Below are 17,510 nucleotides of genomic sequence, written 5' to 3'. Positions count from 1 at the left end.
CATGTTACAAAAAGATTTTCAAGGTAAAAGAGAATGCCCTTTACAACATTCGCACTGTACAAGTTGCACACACTCGACATATTTCGCTATAATCAAAGATACTATATAACTCGACTAGGAGAATCATATGTTTAACTATGTTGAACTATCTATCGCGTTTCTAATTGCACTCCTATCAACTTATTTGTTAACCTATCCAGTCAAGAAACTAGCTATCAAACTTAAAATAATGGACTTCCCGAACCATCGAAAGATCCACAAGGCAATAACACCAAAGCTTGGCGGACTCGCCATCTTCTTCGGTGTTATTTTGGGAGGGCTTTACTTACAACCACAACACGAACATCTACCAGAGATAATTTTCGGCGCAGTTGTGATTCTGATCACAGGTGCAATTGACGACAGATATCAAGTAAGACCAGTTATCAAACTAACAGGTCAACTGATTGCAGCATCATTTCTCATTTCTTCAGGTCTCATAATTGATAAAATAACCATACCATTCTTCGGTATGATTGATTTGGGATTCGTCAGTGTACTAGTTACTATTCTATGGGTGGTCGGTATTACAAACGCGATCAATCTAATAGACGGCCTAGACGGATTAGCAACAGGTGTATCCACCATCGGGCTAATCAGTATGTTCATCATGGCCATCATCGATTTCCAGCTAGTAGCAGCATACATCTGTATTATCTTAATTGGCGCCAACATCGGGTTCCTATTCCATAACTTTTACCCAGCAAAAATATATATGGGTGATACTGGATCCAATTTTCTTGGCTATTCTATTGCTGTCGTATCCATGCTCGGGTTGTTTAAAAATATCACATTATTTAGTTTTATCATTCCAGTCATCGTATTAGCTGTTCCTATTTTTGACACGTTGTTTGCCATCATTAGACGTGCATATAATAAAGAAAATATCATGCTTGCCGATAATAAACATATACACTATCGATTACTGAATGCAGGCTATAGTCATCGCGAAGCTGTATTAATCATCTATGCCTTTAGCGCGTTATTCGGGTCCATGGCTATTCTGTTTTCCAATGCAAGACTCTATGTTACGCTTCTTGTCGCCATCCTTGTATTGCTAATCATCCATATCTTTGCTGAATTTGCAGGACTCGTTTTGCATGGGAAAAGACCAGTTGTTGATTCGTTAAAAAAAATAACAAAAATACGTAAAAAGAACCAATAACAATACAAGATTCGACATTTTGCAAAAAAAACCAATATTTGGGCATGATTCATTTACATCCCACCAATTGTCTTATATGATGGAAGAAACTTGTAATATGGAGGTGTAAAATGGACAAGCAATCAAAGTGGAAAAAAGTAATAATCACAGCTAACATTTTTAGTGTCGTAGCCATTATTTCAATCATATTATTACATAACTATAATTCACAAAAAGACACCCTTCAACAAGAACATACAGAAGAAAAAGTTAAACATATAGATGATGCGCCTAAAAAGGCAAAAGCAGACGTTGAAGAAATTGATATAGATGATTTTAAGTTTCCTAGAGAAAAAGTGGCAACCGATACAATGACACTTGCTGAGCAAGAAGAGGAAAAAGAACTGGAAAAAGAACGTTCAGAGGTGGACAGCGAAGAAGTTGTCGAGGATTACGATGAAAAGTATGTTCAAAAAGATTCAGGCTATGAATCTTCGTGGGAGCCAAATACATCAACCTATCAAGAATCATCTGGTACCAATTATGATTATGGAAATTCAACTGAAAAGAATAATCAAGGTTCAACGGAAGGCAATACCGAAAAAGATACATCCGACAATGATGAAGGATCTGCAGAGGAAGATAATGGAATAGAGGAAGAAAATCAACAAACTGAGGAAGAAGAAACTGAAGAAACAGGTAGTGAAGAGGCAGAAGACTCAACTGACGATACAAATACCGGTACTGAATCAGGGGATGACGGTGAATCAGAGGGCGACGAGACACCAGAAGATGATGACACACCATCAGATGACGGCTCCACTGAAAACCCAGAAGAACCAGAAGACCCAGAGGACCCAGAGGACCCAATAGAAGGCGAAGAAACAGAAATAAACAGTCTAGAAAATCATAAGTTAAAAGTGAAACTAACTAAAAATGGTCAATAGAATAATGACTAAGAAGACTTTATCTCTGGATAAGGTCTTTTTTATATCCTTTCATTGCCTTTGACCCCCAACCTAAACAGGTTAAAAACGTATTTTTATATCATAAAAAACGAGGTTTAAACTCACAATAAGAAAGGGTATAAACAAATTAGTTCTATTATTACATGTGGAAAGTCTATTAACAACGGGGTCTAGACAGAGGAAGTGTCATGTAGTGGAACGTAATTATAGTATTGACTTTATAAAATTCTTCGCAATATTTTTTGTTATTGTCATTCACACAAACACAGTAAGTGGAGTTGAAATTGAAAACGTAAGTGGGAGTAGAATAGATTTCTTCATTGATTCATTTGCCCGCTTTGCTGTTCCATTTTTCTTTATTACATCTGGATACTTATTTATGCAAAAGATGATTAGTATCCATAATAGCTACGAGGGATCTGTATTCAAAAAGCAGTTAGCTTACTTTAGAAAATATATAATAAAGCTAGTAAAACTCTATATTACATGGTTTGTTTTTTACTTTCTATTTGAGCTTTGGATAAATTTTATTGAAACAGAGAAAAACGCTGAAGCATTGTCGTCCATGTTCAAAGATTTTATAGCTAGTTTTAGTCTTATTGACATTACTTATTATGGATCTAATTCCCCACAGCAGCATTTGTGGTTTTTGTTGGCTTTAATATGGTCGATTGTAATCGTATTTATTTTTGTAAGGCTAAGATTATTGAAGGTGCTATTTATTCTAAGTATAGTTCTGCATATTTATGGCTTACTCGGACAATCCTATTCCATGTTTTATGAAGTTTCGTATAATACACGGGACGCTTTGTTTTTTGGTTTATTTTATATAGCTTTAGGTGCAATATTTGCCAAGTTTAATGAGCCCATTAAAGTGTTGGCAAATAGGATACTAAATATAGAGTATATAATTTTTCTGGTTGTTTTATCGGTTATACAGGTAATGGAGGCCTTTGTAACCATGGAAATGTTGAACGGGAGTGGACAAAACTATTTTATAGCAACTATTCCCTTGATTATTGTTTTATTCCTGGCTATCATAAAACATCCTAATATAGGAAAAGGTTCATTTATGTCAAAAATAGGTGCAGATGCCGTCGGAATTTATGTATCTCACATATTCATAATGGAAATTATTCGGCAATCCATGCACCGACTTGGTTTAAATGAATTTCAAGAAACTGTTCTATGGAGAATAATATTCACCCCAACAGTATTTATCATCGCATACTTTTTCTATGCTGGACTTCAGAAGGGAAAACCGGGAATGAAAACATTTTTCCGTCAAAACATATATCAATACAAATAATATTTTTCAACAAACGGCATTTATGAATGACTCAATTAATAGAAAAGTAAAATTGCGAAAAAGCTTGAGTTTTGGTATAAAAGAGAGATAACATAAAAAGAAGGTAATAAAAAAGGAGTCGAAGCATGGAAGAGCGAACGAAACTGAAAAAAACATTAAAGCCACACTGGGTATGGGCAATTGCTTTAGGATCATCAATAGGTTGGGGTGCATTTGTACAACCAACAGTCTGGATGAGTGGCGGTGGACCTCTTGGTGTTATCATCGGATTCTTAATCGGTGCAGCGCTTATGATGTTAATCGCAGTAAGTTATGGATTCCTTATTAAAAGCTTTCCAGTCTCCGGTGGAGAATTTGCTTATGCATTTGTTAGTTTAGGACGAACACACGCATTTATATGTGGGTGGTTTTTAACACTTGGTTACATATGTATTGTTGCTTTGAATGCATCGGCATTCGCATTAATGTTTAAATTTATTTTTCCTAAAGTGATTGAAAATCTGCATTTATATCAAGTTGCTGGTTGGGATGTTTATGGCATGGAAGTCCTTATCGCTTCTATTGCACTAATTGTATTCGGATATTTAAATGTTCGTGGAACTGGTTTATCAGGGCGGATGCAATTTGTTTTTTGCGTCATAATGCTGATAGGTGTAGGCCTGATAACAGCATTAATTGGTGGAAATCCTGGGACTTCACTTGCAGATATCAAACCGTATTTTCCATCAGACACCACGACATTTGCAGCAATTATATCAATTGTAGCAATCGCGCCATGGGCATATGTCGGATTTGACAATGTTCCACAGGCTGCAGAAGAATTTAACTTTTCATCTAAAAAGGCGTTTTCATTAATTATATTAGCCATTTTATTTTCTGGAATACTGTATAGCTTAATGATTCTTGCTACAGCAATGGCAAGTCCTTGGCAAGCAATGGCTGAGTCAGGAAATATTTGGGGTACGGCAGTTGCAGTTCAAGAAATACTTGGAACGTTTGGTTTAATTGTACTGGCAATTGCACTTAGTATGGGAATTTTTACAGGACTTAATGGATTTATTATATCTGCAAGTCGTTTGCTATTCGCAATGTCACGTGCGAAAATATTGCCTGAAGCATTTTCGAAAATCCACCCAAAATATAAAACACCGTATGTAGGTATTATTTTCACTTCAATCATTGCTATGTTTGCACCATGGTTTGGCCGACAGGCGTTATTGTGGGTAGTAGATATGTCCTCAATTGGTGTTTCAATTGCCTATTTCTACACATGTTTTACAGCATTTAGTATCTTCAAATGGTCAATGGGAAGTGACTTTAACGCAGCAAAGCATGTCGTTGCGCCAGGAAAAAAATTCATTTCCGTAATAGGGATGTTAGCAAGTTTAACTTTTATAGGGTTGTTATTATTCCCAGGATCACCTGCATTTCTTGGAATAGAATCAAGAGTCGCCTTACTGTCATGGATTGTTCTAGGAGTAGTGTTCTATTTGGTTAAACGAACTGAATTTAACAAGATTCCAAAAGAAGAACTGAACTATCTAATCCTAGGAGATAAAAGAATTAATGTAGAAGAGAAATAAAGAAAATCCTTCGCTCTCTAAAAAGAGCGAAGGATTTTTTACACGGATAAGAAAGTATGAGTTTTTAGCGAATATCAGTATAAGTGCAACTAAGGCTTTCGATATTAAAGCTTGGCGATAAGCCAAGTTTTCTAAAGAGTAAAGAAAGTATAAACGAAAATCTGGCTAGCTCCAGCGCCTAGACACTCGAGACATAAGCAGTTCGCTTCCGTATGGGAAACCCATCCACACTGCACCGCTCTGCTTATGCTTGTCGTGTCTTTCAAGGCGCCCTGAGCTCTTCTAATGACTAGAACCCAACACTTTCACGTTCATCACACATATTATTTATTTCTTGTTCGGTCAATGAAGTGTTTTTATCATAATCCGGATCAGGATGAACGATCATCGTGGTTAGGCCAATAACAGCTAATGTATAAACAAATAGAGCAATCCCCATTATGGTGTATTTGACTTTGTTCATGATATCCTCCTCAAGGTGCGTTTATCTGTGCTAATTTAAAATTAGCACACTAAAATTATTGGTGCAATAGAGGAAATCGATAACATTTTTCTAGTAGTCTAGTACTAAGATGAATAAGTCTTATGACGAATGACATTACAATTTTTGCGAAAATTCACAAATTAAATTGACTTTTTTTTGTAAATATTTTAGACTAAGGTTGTTATGTGTCATAAATTGGTAGAAAGGAGGACTTTTAACTTCAGTTAAAAAATCAGATAGGGGGAAAGCAATTAATGTACAAATTTCGGAGAATTTTTTCAGTTGTTTTAATTTTATTTTTAGTTCTGTCAAACGGGACATTTGCCTTTGCTAATACAAGCGGAAAAGCAAACCCAATTGATGCTTCTAAATTAAACAAAACAAGTATACTAGATAAAATTAAAAAGATAGAAGACCCTACTTTGGATGCTAATTTTAAAGATAGCGAAAAAGTAAGAGTAATTGTTGAATTAGACGGAGAAACACCTTTAGAGTATGCCAACAAAAAGGGTGTTATGTACAAAAAACTTGCTCGTTCAACAAAAGACTCATTAACCAGTAAAGTAGAGAAACAACAAAAGACTGCAAAAAATGCTATTTCATCAAAAGGTGTTGACATAAATTATAACTACGATTATGCAGTTTCATTTAATGGTTTCAGTGGTGAAGTGAAATTTGGAGACATTGAAGACATTGAAGCTGTAGCAAACGTAAAGGAAGTATACTTAGCTAACGAATATAATCGTCCTGTAATTGAGCCTAACATGGATACAAGCCATGAATATATCCAGTCTCATCAAACATGGGCGGACGCAAAAATCAAAGGTGAAGGCATGGTAGTAGCAGTCATTGATACAGGTGTAGATCCTTCACATAAAGATTTTGTATTAAGTAACAGTACAAAAGAAGAACTTACCAAGAAAGAGGTAAAGACGGTTATTGGTGAGGGTGAAGTCAAAGGTAAGTATTATACGGAAAAAGTACCTTTTGGCTATAACTATTACGACCAAAATGATACGATACTTGACCTTGGACCAGCAGCATCAGAACATGGGATGCATGTAGCTGGTACTGTGGTTGCTAATGGCGATCCACAAAATGGAGGAATTAAGGGTGTTGCACCTGAAGCACAAGTACTAGGTATGAAAGTATTTAGTAATGATCCTAATTTCCCTTCAACATGGTCTGATGTGTATTTAGCAGCAATTGATGATGCAATCGCTTTAGGAGCAGATGTGCTTAACATGAGTCTTGGCTCAACTGCATCATTCTATGAAGCTAACAGTCCTGAAAATTTAGCAATTACTAGAGCAGTAGAAAATGGAATCGTTTCTGCAATTTCTGCAGGTAACTCTGGTCATATTGGTTACGGATGGGACAATCCATTCTATGAAAATCCTGACATCGGTGTTGTAGGTGCTCCTGGATTAAACACAGATTCAATCTCAGTTGCAGCATCTGGTAATACAGCTTATTTATTTCAACACAATGTATCTGTAGGTGAATTTGAAGCTACTGGTTATGGTGTTGATGATTGGACAGATTTAGCTGCATCACAAGAACTTGAAGTAGTGAGTTTGTCACAATTAAAAGGTGTTGAAGAAGTACCTGGAACGGCATGTGAAGTATGTGGTACTCCAGAAGAATTCGCTAGTGTTGATGTGGCGGGTAAAGTAGTTCTTGTCAAACGAGGAGTGCTTCCGTTCATTGATAAAACTAATAATGCAGCAGCTGCTGGTGCTGTAGGAATTATTGTTTATGATCACGGAACTTCACAATTCTTTGAAGATCAAGGCGGATGGGCAATTCCATTCACCATGATACATGCTGAAGACGGAGCGGCATTAGAAGATGTTTTAGCTTCAGGCGCTTCAACATTAGATATATCGAAAATCAATTCACAGGAATCACCTGAAATGGGTAGAATGACAGCATTTACTTCTTGGGGTACAACGCCTAGTTTAGAACTTAAACCGGAAATTACTGCGCCAGGTGGAAATATTTATTCTACATTAAACGATGATCAGTATGGAGTAAAGAGTGGTACTTCAATGGCAGCTCCACACGTTGCTGGTGGATCTGCGTTAGTACAACAATACTTGCAAAGTGATGACAGATTTGCTGATCTAACTATTGAAGAACGTACACGACTAACTAAGGTGTTATTAATGAATACAGCTGATATTATTAAGGATCTTAATGATCAGCCGTTTTCTCCAAGACGCCAAGGTGCAGGTATGATGCAATTGCTTAGTGCAGTTCGTACTCCTGTAACCGTAGTAGAATCATCTTCAAATGAAGCAAAAGTAGAGTTGAAAGATTTCCAATCTAAAACAGTTGATATGACGTTTACAGCCGAGAATATTTCGGATGAAGATGTTACGTATAATGTTGACACAAGTGTATTAGCAGATACATTACAAAAGACTGCTACAGAACAAAACTACAATGCATTAATTGCAGGAAACATGAAAGATGTAAATATTGATTCACCTGAATCGATAACGGTTCCTGCAGGACAATCAATTGACTTTACAGTTTCAATTGATTTAACTAATGCTAAAATTCCTGGTCTAACAGTAGATGGGGAAGAAACAACTTTTGACTTAAGAGAAAACATTTTCGTTGAGGGATACGTTAAATTAATTCCTGAAGATGCTACAATTGCTGATCTTTCTGTACCATATGTTGGTTTCTATGGTAACTGGGACGAGCCAGAAGTACTTGATGGTATTCAGGATTTAGGTGAAGAAAGATTCTACAACTTCGATGACTTATTCGGTCCAGGTGTTGGACATGATATGTTATATGGAGATGCAGGGTATTTTGTTGCACCAGTTGTAGTAGACGGAGAAAAGTATTATCCAGTTTCACCAAATGGTGATGGCTTTTATGATACAGTCTATCCTTTACCAGCATTTATGCGTAATGCAGCAGAAGTGCAATTCAACATTTTAGACGAAGATAACAAACAATTGCGTCGCGTTTTGATACAAAATGATGTCCGCAAAACTTACTTTAACGGTGGTAGTGGATCCTATTATAGTTTCAACCCGAACAGACAATGGGATGGAACGAATCTATCAAATGTAGTAGAAGATGGTGTATACTACTACGAGATTAAATCATTAATAGATTACGAGGGTGCGGATTGGCAATCAGACAAATATCCATTATACGTGGATACAACTGCCCCTGAAGTAAACGCAACGTATAACGCTGAGACTGGAGTTTTAGCTCTTGATGCAACAGACAGCGGAGTTGGAATTCTTGAATTTAGTGTGACAGTTGATGGGGAGTTAATAGGTTATGTTCCTGCTGGTACTACGCAAGTTAATTTACCAGGATTATCTGAAGGAACGAAGATTGAAGTAGCAGCGTTTGACCACGCGGCAAACAAGTCGACTGATGTAGTTTCATTCGGGGATAATGAAATACCAGTTATCTACGCAGATGAAAATAATCCGGCTCCATACGGATTTTATAATCAGCTTGAAATTCCTGTAAACGGATATGTGCAAGAAGATGTGGCACTAGAATCATTTACCGTTAATGGTAAAGAAGTAGAGTTTACGAAAGATGGTAATAAATATAATTTCTCAACAGTTGTTACATTTAAAGAAGATGGTGCAAAAGACATCCAACTTAAAGCAGTTGACAATTCTGGGAAAGAAATATCCATAAACCGTCCAATCTTCATTGACACAACGAACGCGATTTTGGATTATGACGTACCAAAAGTTGTAGACAATGACGTTGATAGTCTAACAGTAGATTTTAATTTGAAAGATAATTACCAGTATTTATCATTTAAAGTGAATGGTAATCACGTGTATGAATTACCATTTAAAGGGCCGGTGACTGTAGTTAAGCCTTCCAATGAGACTGTACAGCACGAATTATCACTTAAGCCTGGTGATAACGTATTCAAGTTAACGCTTGAAGATATTGCTGGGAATGTTACGACAGAAGAGTTTACAATCTATCGTAATGAGACAGAGTCACGTGTAGATCGTTTAGCGGGAGCTACTCTTTATCATACTTCAGTTGAAGTAAGTCAAGAAGGATGGGAAAAATCAGACACTGTAGTTTTAGCACGTGGTGATCGCTTTGGAGATGCATTAGCGGGTATTCCATTAGCTAAAAAGCATGACGCACCACTGTTGTTAACTGAGTCTGATAAATTCACAAAAGTTACTAAAGAAGAAATTGCTCGTTTAGGCGCTGAAACAGTTTATATCCTTGGAGGAGAACTCGCTGTCAGTAAGTCAGTTGAGGTCGCTTTAAAATCACAAGGAATTACTGTTCATCGTATAGGTGGAGAAAACCGCTTTGAAACTTCTGTAAATGTGGCAAAAAAGGTTGTTGAAAATGGTTCCGCTAATGAAGTAGTAGTTGTAAATGGAATGAACTTCCCAGATGCACTATCTGTAGGTTCATATGCGGCTATGAAAGGATTACCAATACTATTAGTAAACGGTGAGGAAATTCCTCAATCCGCTGAAAAATTAATGTATGACTTAGGGGTGAGTAAAACACTTGTTGTGGGTGGACCTAGTGTAGTATCTGAAGAATTAATGAATGAACTACCACATCCATACCGTGTTGCAGGTGGAAATCGTTATGAAACTGCAATCGCAGTAGCAGAGTATTTCGATCTAGAGACAAATCATTACTATGTAGCAACTGGCAGACATTTTGCTGATGGCCTTTCAAGTGGAGCGCTTGCTGCCAAAAGAGGGGAAGGCATTTTATTAGTAACAAACCATGTTCCACAAGTTGTAGAAAACTTTATTACTAAAAACAATTTAGATCTTCTAACAGCTATTGGAGGACCAATTGCAATTAGTAAAGATGTTGAAAATGCACTTAATAAACTTCTTGGTCAATAACATTACCCATTACCAAAAAGTTGAGTACTAAAAAGAAAAGGATCCCATTTTGGGATCCTTTTCTAATGGAATTTTTATTAGTTTTGATCGGCAACTTTATATTGCTCTTCATCAGTATAGAGCGACATGATAAGCGATTTACTAGAATTTCCTCGTGAATACAAATTCCATTTTTGTGCGAAATCCCTCACTTGTTTTAAATCAAATTCTTGATTTTTAATAACGTGTAAAAGATCATCTGTATTGTACACAACCGGACCTGGAACAAGTTTTTCATAATTTTCCCAGAATCCTCTGGAATTTTCATACTCGTCCTTATCATAAGCAAAAAATATCATCGGACGTTCAAGCAATGAATATTCGAAAGGAATAGATGAATAGTCAGTAATTAAAATATCAGAAATAACCAATAGTTCATTTAAGTCGGCCATGTCCGATACGTCATAAACAAAATTTGAATAAGCATTATAGAAGTCGCGCTTTATTGCTGGGTGAAGCTTTAAAAATAAGACATACTCCCCTGAAAATTGTTTCTCAAGTTTCTGAATATCAAGTGCTATCTTCGCGTCATTGAGCTTATCATCTCGATAGGTTGGAGCATATAAGATTACTTTTTTACGACTTATCACCGGGAAACTAGCTTTTAATTCACGTTCTACTTCTCGCATTTTAGTAGTGTCATAGAAAAAGTCTGTGCGAGGTACACCCGTACGTAAAATCGCTTCATCTGAAAGGCCAAAGCTTTCTCTAAAAATAGTAGCCATTTTCTCTGATCCAACTGTAACATGAGTGAAACGTTGATAAACTTTCAGAAATCGTTCATATGCTCGCAGGGATCGGCCTTCAATTGAAGGATCCTTTAAGCCAAATTGTTTAATAGCCCCAGCTGCATGCCATAATTGAACACATTGAACATTAGGCTTGAAAACTGTAACAGCTAAAAAACCATAATAATTATCAACAAACACTTTATCGGCAGTGGCTAAATGATAGATCGATTGAATCCAACTAAAGAAGTGCGACAGTTCAAATGATAATTCTTTACCAATAGAAGTTTGTCCAAAATCCACTTTACATTGGGAGTTTCTCAGAATAACAACCTGTTCATCGACTTGTTTTTCCAACTCTTTTAGTGTAAACAAAATATTATCCCCAAATGAAGCAACAAAAATTGTTTTCTTCTTCTGAGGAAATAGTTTAAACATATTAAAGAGTGTAAGAAAAACAAAAAGGTACACAGTAACGGCGAGTTCTCTAACCATTATTCGACTTTTTTAAGTCTTTTTTAATTTGAGTGGTTGAAATTCCAACTGTTCGTGGTAAATAGACAACTTCGCAATGATCCTTCAAGAAGTCAAATTTGCCTTTCCAGTCATCTCCCATAACAAATACATCAACATCATTATTTTGGACATCTTCTATTTTTTGTTCCCATTTGTGCTCAGGAATTACCTCATCAACGTATCTAATTGCCTCTAGAATTGCTTTGCGTTGCTCAAAACTGTAATACGCTTTTTTATCCTTCAGTGCGTTGAATTCGTCTGATGATATTGCCACCATCAAATAATCTCCAAATTCCTTTGCACGGCGCAATATATTTATGTGACCTGTATGGAGTAAGTCAAACGTTCCATAAGTGATTACCTTTTTCATAAAATAACCTCCAAGAAATACGATTTATATTATATAATACTATACTTTGTTTACATTGAAGTAACAAAATCATTAAAAGAACATTTTGCAGAAATTTGTAAATGATACTACATAACTTTCATATTTATACGATATAAATACAAAATACTACTGTTCCTTATTATACTATGAATCCCTTAGAATAGAAACAAGCATTTTTTGTTAAGAGATTTTATATTTGAAAGATTAGTAATAGTCGAAGTTGGAATTTTTTGCACATAATCTATTAACTTTCGACAGAAAATAATGCATACTATGATAGTATACTATTTTTCATTGGAAAGTGGTGGTTTGTTGAAACATGTTTCATGGAACTAGATTCTAAAGAAGCGTAGTGGTAGAAAGACTCGGGTTTTGGGATAGTAGTTTTAATTCTTAATTTTAGCGCGGAGGTATTTTATTTAATGAAAAAAACAGCAATAGTAATCATCACATTCTTGCTTTTTAGTCTGTCAATTCCCAGTCAGATTTTCGCAGACAGTAATATAGACAGCAAAGTGGATGAATCAGACGTAAAGACAACACAAGCAGAAGATAAAGATATATCAAAAGATAAGAGTACAACTGAAGAGGGAGTAGCAAAAGATGAGAAAAGTACCCCCAATACAGAACAAGATACAAACAATGAAACTTCACAACAAGAAACAGATGAAAGTCAAAATGAATCTTCATTAAAAACAGAAGACGAACTTAAAGAAAATACGCAGGATACATTAGATAATACCCAAGAAAGTGATAAAGTAAACCCAGAAGAAAATGAAAATGGTACAGAAAAGGATAGTTCAGCAAAGGAAGAAGAAAAATTAATTCAGGAAGAAGAATCTGATCTAACTGATAAAGTAGAAGAACCTGATACAACTAATAAAGTAAATGAGAAATCTACTGAGAAAAAGGCGTCGCTCAATACATTAACTGAGCCTAACACTTTTTCTGCTGCCGATATTAATAAGGGTAATACAAGTAAACTCGGTCATATCCAGAGCGAAAGTGTAAAAATATACGAAAACTTAACAAACATGTCGTACATAACAGCAGGAGAAAAGTATACAAACCAAGTTTATTATATAAAGCAGCAGGCTGTTATAGAAGGTCAAACCTATTTCTTAATAAGTATAGAACCAAGCAGAACAAGTGGAGTAGTAGGCTGGGTAAAAGCAACAGACTTATCAACCTATTCCCATACTGGTGTTGACAGTAACATTAAAACTTTTTATATCAAAGGAACAGGCAGTGCTTACAGCAAAGCCTGGGGTGGATCAAAGGATTTAGTACATGCAGATATGTCCCAATTTGCAAATCAGGAATTTACTGTTCATCTTACAGAAGCAGTAGGAAGTAATATATGGTATCGCGGTCAATTAAATGGTAAGACAATATGGTTACATGAGGCATATGTAGAAACTTTTATAAAAAGCAATACAAGTAAACTTGGTCATATTAGAAGCGTAAGCGTACCAGTTTATAAGAATTTAGGTCAATCTCCCTCATTTACGGCAGGAGAAACCTATACAAATCAAGTTTACTACATTAAAGAACAGGCTAAGCTAAAAGGTCAAACATATTACTTAATAAGTTTGGAACCAAGTAGAACAAATGGAATAGTAGGCTGGGTAAAAGCAGCAGACCTATCAACTTATTCGCATACTGGTGTTGACAGTGATAGTAAATCTTTTTACATTAAAGGAACAGGAAGTGCTTATTCCAAAGCATGGGGTGGTTCTAAAGATTTAGTATATGCAGATATGTCTAAGTTTGCGAATCAGGAATTCACTGTTCATCTAACAGAAGCGGTAGGAAGTAATACGTGGTATCGTGGACAATTAAACGGTAAAACAATTTGGTTGCACGAAGCATATGTAGTAACGCATAGCCAAAGCCCTACAAGTAAACTTGGGCATATTGCAAGTTCAAATGTAAAAATATTCTCTGATCCACATAGTAACTCATCATATAAAACTGCAGGAGAAACCTATACAGATCAGGTATATTACATTAAAGAACAAGCTGTAACAAGTGGACAAACGTATTACTTAATAAGCCTGGAACCAAGTAGAACAAGTGGAGTAGTAGGCTGGGTAAAAGCAGCAGACTTATCAACTTATTCGCATACTGGTGTTGACAGTGATAGTAAATCTTTTTACATTAAAGGAACAGGAAGTGCTTACAGTAAAGCATGGGGTGGATCAAAAGATTTAGTATATGGAGATATGTCACAATATACAAATGAAGAGTTCACTGTAAACCTAACAGAGGCTGTAGGAAGCAATACGTGGTATCGCGGTAAATTGAATGGGAAAACAATATGGTTACATGAAGCATTTGTTAAGCCTTATATTAAAAGCAACACGAGTAAATTAGGTCATATTAAAAGTTCAAAAGTAAAAATATACAAAAGCCCAGAAAATGAATCCTCATATATAACAGCAGGAGAAAAATACACAAATCAAGTGTATTACATTAAGGAACAAGCTGTTGCTAAAGGTCAAAGCTATTATCTGATTAGCTTGGAACCAAGTAGAGTAAATGGCGTAGTGGGTTGGGTGAAAGCAGAAGACTTATCAACTTATTCACATGTTGGAGTCGATAGTGAACAAAAAACATTTTATATCGAAGGAACAGGTAATGCTTACAACAGGGCCTGGGGAGGATCAAAAAATGAAGTGTACAGTGATCTTTCTAACTATAGAAATGAAGAGTTTGTTATTGGCTTAACTGAAGCAGTAGGAAGTAATATTTGGTATCGTGGTCAATTGGGTGGCAAAACAGTTTGGATCCATGAATCATTTCTAAAAAAGGTTATTGATCTCAGTACTTTTTATAACATGACCCTGGATGAAATGGTAGATATTCAAATGAAAGCTACTCCTCAGACTGATAAAAGATATAAATTATGGATTCGTGAAGACGCCTTTGATAGCATAACTGATGGTGTTGGTACGATTAATAATAATGTTTGGAATCTAAGGCGGGGACCTGGCACAATGTACTCGATAGGTGGACAAGTTTCTCCAAATTCCACTCATCATATTTTAGATAGTGCTATAGGTTCTGAAGAATATATTTGGTATAATATTACGTATACATCTGGATGGGTAACACCGGATAAAACTGATCTGAGATATTATTTAAATCCAGCAAACTTTTTGGATACTTTTAGAGATAAACTTCAATTCCTGAAGCTATCACAAACAGCTGGAATTGATGTAAATGAAGTGAATGAAAAAATTCTAAACGGAAAAGGCATTTTGGAAGGTAAAGCACAAGCATTTGTTGAAGCAAGTAGAACATATGGAGTTAACGAGATATATTTAATTTCTCACGCTTTATTAGAAACAGGGAATGGTACTTCACCATTAGCTACCGGTGTGAAAGTAGACGGTGAGCAGGGTGAGCAAATCGTATACAACATGTATGGAACAGGAGCATACGATGATTGTCCTTTACTATGCGGAGCAAATTATGCCTATGAACAGGGATGGTTCACACCAGAACTAGCTATAAAGGGTGGAGCAAAGTTTGTAGGAGAAAATTACGTTAGTGAGGGACAAGATACATTATATAAAATACGCTGGGATCCTTTATTTGCCAGTAATAATGGTAGATTTGGACACCAATATGCAACTGATATACGCTGGGCTTCTAAACAAACGGAAAGAATGAGTAATTTATATAGCCTGCTTAATGGTTACAAATTGATTTTAGATATACCAGTATATAAATAAAAAAATAAAGACAAGCGGAAGAATCCGCTTGTCTTTATTTTTATGATTTGGCTCATCTTATTGAAATTTATTTTTTAGGGCGAATTCAACCACCTCTAACCATTTCTCTTTATAAATGTCTTTACTAAAATGCTTCTCAATATAATTATTCGCATTCTTGCCCATTTCAATTGCTCTTTCTGGATTTTCAAACATATAAGTCATTTTTGCTGCAAGGCCTTCTATAGTTCCATTTTCAACGATAAATCCATTTTCACCATGTACAATCATATCATTTGGTCCATACTTAATATCATAGCTAATAACAGGTGTTTTGTTATACATACTTTCCATTACAGACAATGCAAAGCCTTCTTTTTTAGATGTTAATGCAGAAAAGATTCCCTTTTGATAGATATCATCTGGTGTATGTGAATAACCTTTCATAAATACATTCTTTTCTAGTTTAAGCTTCTTAATCAGTTTTTCTAAGGTATCAAACTGATCACCGGTCCCCCAAATCTCCAGTTGAGCATCGGGTACTTTTTCTACGGTGAGCTGAAAGGCTCTAATGATATGATCAATTCTTTTTAGAGTCGATAATCTACTTACCACAATGCCTAGTTTCATATTTTTGCTCGTTTTAGAAATTAATCTCTTGATTGATTTACCATTATTATTTTCGTGGTAGTGTGGTATCACTTGGTAAGGAGCTTCATTACCAATTTTGCTGATAACGTCTTGCTTTTGTTCTTCTGTTAAAAATACTGCTGCGTTAAACTTGTCTACATTTTCTATTCCATCCTTAACAGCTTTGGTAATCGGCGAATCTACTTCAAATGGTGCGTCTAAATGGCTACTGTGTAGTCGCCAAATTGTAGCTGCCTTAGGGTGATTGAAATTAATTAAAACTTCATCCGTACTTCTAGTATCTGATATAACAACATTTTCTTTGCTACCCGTTCTATTAACTACCTTAGTCAACCAATCAACTTTGTGTGATACATCATCATCTACAAATGTTTCCCTAACTGAAGAATCCTCATTAAATAAAAGAATCCGTTGTATTTTACCATTGTTAGGATTGTTCCATTGAGTAAGGTAAGCATTACCATCGTTATCATAATAGATGAGTTGGCGAGGTTTGTTCAAGGGCAGATCCATGTAAGTAACTTTCTTAACGTTCCCAGCTAAATCATACGAATCCCGTCTTGTTCGATATCTATTTTCATTAAAGTAATCAATGAAATCTAATGAATTATCTTTATTAAATGCTATATATTTTGTATAAATTCCATTTTTATATACTCTATATGCGTTATGTCCCTCTCTTTTGTCAACGGGGTTACCATCAGATAATTCGTGTAAAGGGATTTTTTTTGATCGTGCATCGGTTAACAATGGACCATTATGTCCCTCTAGTTCCTCGTACATATTTAATATAGTTACATCTTTATGCACTTTATTCATTTCCAAAAGCTTTTTACGTATACGAGGATATTTCGGGTTAAAATTAAAAGTAAGCATGTACGTGTCATAACCCAATTCTGCAAAGAAAGAAGCCTGTTTTAAAGAAGCCCTAGTTAGACCACCTCTTTCTAATTCGATGGAGTTCATTAAGAAATACATTGTTGGTTTCATTTGGAATACCTCACTTTTCAGACCAAGATATGTTACATGTATAATTGATGTAACATT

At 35.6% G+C, this 17,510-nt stretch carries 10 protein-coding genes; 6 read left to right on the top strand and 4 right to left on the bottom strand.

Annotated features, from left to right (window positions below; all coding sequences use genetic code 11):
* Positions 1 to 127: 127 nt before the first annotated feature.
* The 4 genes from AC3G7N_RS14145 to AC3G7N_RS14130 all read left to right on the top strand — a co-directional run bounded on the left by AC3G7N_RS14145 (position 128) and on the right by AC3G7N_RS14130 (position 5,043).
* A complete protein-coding gene (locus tag AC3G7N_RS14145) occupies positions 128 to 1,204 on the top strand; it encodes a glycosyltransferase family 4 protein (protein ID WP_489422817.1) in 1,077 nt (358 codons plus the stop codon).
* 110 nt (positions 1,205 to 1,314) lie between these two features.
* Complete coding sequence (locus tag AC3G7N_RS14140) at positions 1,315 to 2,130, top strand: hypothetical protein (RefSeq protein ID WP_489422816.1); 816 nt, start codon at positions 1,315 to 1,317, stop codon at positions 2,128 to 2,130.
* Positions 2,131 to 2,344: 214 nt separating this feature from the next.
* Positions 2,345 to 3,460 (top strand): acyltransferase, encoded by a 1,116-nt coding sequence (locus tag AC3G7N_RS14135; RefSeq protein ID WP_489422815.1) that lies wholly within the window; start codon positions 2,345 to 2,347, stop codon positions 3,458 to 3,460.
* A gap of 125 nt (positions 3,461 to 3,585) precedes the next feature.
* On the top strand, positions 3,586 to 5,043 hold the full coding sequence (locus tag AC3G7N_RS14130; RefSeq protein ID WP_489422814.1) for an APC family permease: 1,458 nt from the start codon (positions 3,586 to 3,588) through the stop codon (positions 5,041 to 5,043).
* Between the two features lie 289 nt (positions 5,044 to 5,332).
* Here AC3G7N_RS14130 and AC3G7N_RS14125 read toward each other — a convergent pair whose 3' ends face one another.
* Positions 5,333 to 5,506 (bottom strand): hypothetical protein, encoded by a 174-nt coding sequence (locus AC3G7N_RS14125; RefSeq protein WP_489422813.1) that lies wholly within the window; start codon positions 5,504 to 5,506, stop codon positions 5,333 to 5,335.
* Between the two features lie 275 nt (positions 5,507 to 5,781).
* Between AC3G7N_RS14125 and AC3G7N_RS14120 the strand changes: the two genes are divergently transcribed.
* Positions 5,782 to 10,419: a cell wall-binding repeat-containing protein gene (locus tag AC3G7N_RS14120; RefSeq protein WP_489422812.1), complete on the top strand. Its 4,638-nt coding sequence runs from the start codon at positions 5,782 to 5,784 to the stop codon at positions 10,417 to 10,419.
* Positions 10,420 to 10,496: 77 nt separating this feature from the next.
* On the opposite strand, the gene AC3G7N_RS14115 is transcribed toward AC3G7N_RS14120, so the two are convergent.
* Complete coding sequence (locus AC3G7N_RS14115; RefSeq protein WP_489422811.1) at positions 10,497 to 11,624, bottom strand: CDP-glycerol glycerophosphotransferase family protein; 1,128 nt, start codon at positions 11,622 to 11,624, stop codon at positions 10,497 to 10,499.
* Between the two features lie 49 nt (positions 11,625 to 11,673).
* On the bottom strand, positions 11,674 to 12,072 hold the full coding sequence (gene tagD / locus AC3G7N_RS14110) for a glycerol-3-phosphate cytidylyltransferase (RefSeq protein ID WP_489422810.1): 399 nt from the start codon (positions 12,070 to 12,072) through the stop codon (positions 11,674 to 11,676).
* A gap of 443 nt (positions 12,073 to 12,515) precedes the next feature.
* On the opposite strand from tagD, the gene AC3G7N_RS14105 reads away from it, so the two are divergent.
* Positions 12,516 to 15,833 carry an N-acetylglucosaminidase gene (locus AC3G7N_RS14105; protein WP_489422809.1) on the top strand — a complete coding sequence of 1,106 codons (3,318 nt, stop codon included), beginning with the start codon at positions 12,516 to 12,518 and terminating at the stop codon, positions 15,831 to 15,833.
* Between the two features lie 57 nt (positions 15,834 to 15,890).
* Here AC3G7N_RS14105 and AC3G7N_RS14100 read toward each other — a convergent pair whose 3' ends face one another.
* Positions 15,891 to 17,453, bottom strand: coding sequence for a glycosyltransferase (locus AC3G7N_RS14100; RefSeq protein WP_489422808.1), 1,563 nt, complete (start codon positions 17,451 to 17,453; stop codon positions 15,891 to 15,893).
* Positions 17,454 to 17,510 lie beyond the last annotated feature (57 nt).

The organism is Virgibacillus carmonensis, assembly GCF_057836705.1.
Note: the sequence above shows the minus strand (reverse complement) of the source record. Positions and strands in the feature narration are given on the sequence as shown.